The organism is Paenibacillus sp. 01L418 (assembly GCF_056400045.1).
Genome location: NZ_JBFTSN010000518.1, coordinates 1 through 4,034, shown reverse-complemented (window position 1 = coordinate 4,034; position 4,034 = coordinate 1). Strand labels below are relative to the sequence as shown.

Annotated in this window: 3 protein-coding genes and 1 pseudogene; 2 read left to right on the top strand and 2 right to left on the bottom strand. The window is 40.4% G+C overall.

The window, feature by feature from the left end; genetic code table 11:
- Both AC1DSE_RS31805 and AC1DSE_RS31800 read right to left on the bottom strand, forming a co-directional pair.
- Positions 1-376 (bottom strand): annotated as a pseudogene (locus AC1DSE_RS31805) (alpha/beta hydrolase); the annotation flags it as partial.
- Between the two features lie 680 nt (positions 377-1,056).
- Positions 1,057-1,962 carry a helix-turn-helix domain-containing protein gene (locus AC1DSE_RS31800; RefSeq protein ID WP_477528797.1) on the bottom strand — a complete coding sequence of 302 codons (906 nt, stop codon included), beginning with the start codon at positions 1,960-1,962 and terminating at the stop codon, positions 1,057-1,059.
- 126 nt (positions 1,963-2,088) lie between these two features.
- Here AC1DSE_RS31800 and AC1DSE_RS31795 point away from each other — a divergent pair, with 126 nt between their 5' ends.
- Together AC1DSE_RS31795 and AC1DSE_RS31790 are read left to right on the top strand one after the other, a co-directional pair.
- A complete protein-coding gene (locus AC1DSE_RS31795) occupies positions 2,089-3,474 on the top strand; it encodes an MATE family efflux transporter (RefSeq protein ID WP_477509971.1) in 1,386 nt (461 codons plus the stop codon).
- Between the two features lie 66 nt (positions 3,475-3,540).
- Positions 3,541-4,034 (top strand): sugar O-acetyltransferase (locus AC1DSE_RS31790; protein WP_477528796.1); only part of this gene is annotated, 494 nt, incomplete at its 3' end.

Below are 4,034 nucleotides of genomic sequence, written 5' to 3'. Positions count from 1 at the left end.
ACATGTGTCTTATCGATCTTTCTTTAAATAATTCAGCTGTCTTACCAGCTATGTACGTTCCAAGACTTTTGCTGACAAATACGACATCATTATAATCATTAATTATCTGGTTTATTGAGGTGTAGCATTCATGAATCAACTGATCAACTTTAGCTTCTTCGAAAGCGGTTCTCGCAGATTGGTAGCCATATTCAAGCATTAATAGATCATGGCCCGCATCATATGCGGATCTGCCCGTATAGTATAAAAGAGGTAATTCACATGAGTAATTCTGCCCAGGGAAAAACACAGCAACTGAGGGGTTATCATTTTTTATGTGTTTGTGAGAAATATCCCTGCCCCACTCAGAGTGTAAAATAATCTTTTCAACTTGCATCCACAACACCTCTTTACAAGTTATTTGGTAATACATTCAATATCCATCCACTAATCCCCTCCCCAACTCGCTCACAAATTTAGTATACAAAACTGCCCGTTAGCGTAACGACGAAGGGCTGCCACGTGGCAGCCCTTTTAGTCTTCAACTATCGTTACCGGTTAGCGTAACCCTTATTCGATGTGAAACCTTTTAGCTTCAAGTAGTTATCCATAGGGAAGTCATAATTAATCCATTTTTCTTTGTAACCTTCCCGTCCATGTTGCTTTAACAATAAGTCCAGTGCTTGAACAACTGCCTTTGTAAATTCCAGTATAGAACCAGTTTCATCTCCTTATTTGTTCAACAATAGTTACCCGTTGGCTTACTTTTTACTGTATTTGAAATAATACCACTCTGAACTAGAAGCCATAACAATATGTAAAAGGTAAGGGTAATATTCTATGCGGTTTCCCACAACTATAATCTGCTCAATTATTAAATAACTCCATATCAACTGATAAATGAAATTAGCAAGAAAAATAGGATTCCGTGACGGGGAGCATATCACTTCGGTGGCCTTATCGGTTTATTTATGAAGGCGGGAACGAAATTTGTTTTTTAAAAGAGTAAAGCATGAAGGCAATCCTTATCTCGGACGAGCTGACAATATCCATCAGTTGAACTGTATTTTGTCGTGGTCAATCCCCGTAAGATATATTGTTACTTTTTGTCTGTTTTCGATAATCTTGTGGAACTAAACCTAGTTGTTTTCGGAAAATAGATGTGAAGTAACTACCGCTTTGGAAACCGCAAGCCAGTGCAATTTCACTTATGGATCGTTTTGTTTCTGTCAGCATTTCACAACTTTTCTGAATTCGATATCTAGTGAGATACGTGTTAGGGGTTTGACCTACATACTTATTAAACAATGTGCAGCAGCGACTCCTGCAAACAGTACCCGCCGATGATATATCTTCAAGCGTTATTTTTTGATCATAGTGTTGTCGGATGAAATTGGTCATCTTCTGAACATTTGTCCACAATTGTATGTCTTCAGATTGCCCTACCTTCGGTTGCAGGTGATCTCCGGTTAAAGCACATAAAGATAAAGCCTGTGAAGTGAGACGAAGCGGATTTGGGGAATTGCTATCGTGCATTTCATCATAGATCGCTTGAAGAGACAGCAATATGCTCTGTTGCCATGCAACTTGGTTTGTAAGCAATATAAAGTCGTCCGTTAGTTGATTGAATTTTTCGTCCCAATAGGTTTGAAGCGGGGATGCACCTTCGCCAAGAAGGGCGGGGTGAATGACAACAACAATGAATAAACAATCGATATGATCTTGGGAGAAACCAAAATGTAATCGGCGGCTATTCACGAAAATTCCATTCCCTTGCTCTATGCGAGTAATATGTCCGTTAACAGAAAAATCCATTGATCCTTTTAGCACATAAATGAACTCTACATCTAAATGCCAATGAGCTGCAGCAGCATAATTATTAAATTGATGCAGACTTCCTTTTCGAATATAAAGAGGTAAATCAGGAAGATTATAATCCAAGCGTTCCGATAAATCCGAAAACACTTCTAAATTTTTAGTCAAACGGAACTCTCCTTTGATCTATATACGATTCTTATAATAATATAGTCAATTTTAATAGATTGGACAATAATTTTGTTCTATATTGATATCATTCAATTGAACAGGAAGGAGAGGGGATAAAATAAGGTGAGAAATCGTATGCAACTAACATCTCCCATGAACCGTGATTTTAATCGGGAGCTTATGATGCTCGTGATTCCCATTGCATTGCAAAATCTGATCTCAGCTTTGGTCATTTCAATAGATGTGGTCATGGTGGGCATGATTAGTCAAACTGCGATGTCGGCTGTATCGCTCGCAGGCCAAACTACCTTTGCATTGACCTTGTTTTACATGGGAATGTCTACGGGAGCAGGTATTCTTACTGCGCAGTATTGGGGCAAGAAAGATTTAGAAACGATACAGCGCGTGCTCAGTATTGCCTGCATGTTCTCGTTATTTATCTCTGTTATATTTTTTTCTGTTACGTTTTTTGTTCCGGAGACGCTAATGCGACTTTTTACAAAGGATAACGAATTGATAGAGTATGGTTCAAGGTTCTTAAAAATGCTTTCGTTCTCGTATATTGCAATGGGCCTTTCGCAAATGTATCTCACCGTAATCAGAAGCATGGAAAATGCACGACTGAGTGCTTCGATTAGCTCTATATGCTTAATTTTGAACATATTGTTCAATGCAATCTGCATCTTTGTTCTCTTTCCGACGAAGCCGGAGCTCGCGGTTGCTTCGGTTGCCCTTTCAACGGGTTTAGCTCGTTTCATTGAACTTGCCTGCTGTATTGTACATTCCGTTACCAGAGGACCGATTCGCTTCCGACTTCCTACGTCTAAAGGCAATCAGCGTCATTTGTTAAAGGATTTCTGGAAATACACTTTGCCTGTCCAAGGCAATTATATTGTTTGGGGCATAGCTTTAACTGCGACAGCCGCAATTATCGGCCATGTAAGCTCAGATATGGTGGCAGCGAATTCCGTGGCATCCGTGGTCAAGAACCTTGCTGTTGTACTATGTGGAGGCATTGCCAGCGGCGGATCTGTACTAATTGGAAAATATTTAGGGCAGGGAGAAATTGAAAAAGCGAAACATGCGGGTAAACGGATGAGCCAGTACGCTCTGATTTTTGGAGTTATTGCAGGACTCACGATTTTGCTGCTAAAACCACTGGTTTTCTCTGTCGTGAGCTTGAACACTGCTGCACAAAATTACTTGGATGGCATGCTGTATATCAGTGCTTTTTATTGTATTGCCAAGTCGATGAATGCCACGATCATTGCGGGAATATTTACGGCTGGCGGCGATTCTAAATTTGGATTTTGGTGCGATACGGTTGTGATGTGGGGCATAATATTACCACTCAGCTACTTGTGTGCTTTTGTTTACCACGTACCTCCCATCGTGCTGTATATCGTAATTTGCTTAGATGAGGTCGTTAAGCTTCCTGTTACTTATATCCGTTATCGTCAATACAAATGGTTGAACAATATTACAAGAAACTTTGAACAAGTTAGTTAAAGAAAGCGGCTTATACCCATTTCATATATATGAAAAATATAAATTTTGTCCAGAGGAGACTAATGCATGAATATTCAAGAGCGAATGAAAAACGGTCAATTGTTTACCGATCACGATTCTAATTACCCAGATGAAGCTGCAGCTCTAGCTCGTGCGCGCCAGCGTGGCAAAGCTCTGTGCTATGAAATCAATCAATTGCATCCCGATGATTTGGATGGACGGAAATTGCTGATGAAACAGCTTTTTGGGAGCATGGGTGAAAATGTATGGATGGAACCGCCAATTCGTATGTCCTACGGTTCGAATACTACGGTAGGCAATAATGTGTACATCAACTTTAATTTAACGGTTGTCGATGACTATAAGGTTACGATTGGAAATGACGTGATGTTTGGCCCAAATGTAACGATCGCTGTAACCAACCATCCGGTGCACCCAGTCATGCGCAAAGGAGGCGGAATGTTTGCCTTGCCGGTCGTTATAGAAGATGGGGTTTGGATCGGCAGCGGCGCTATCATTTTACCGGGTGTTTCAATCGGAAAGGGAAGCGTTATTGGGGG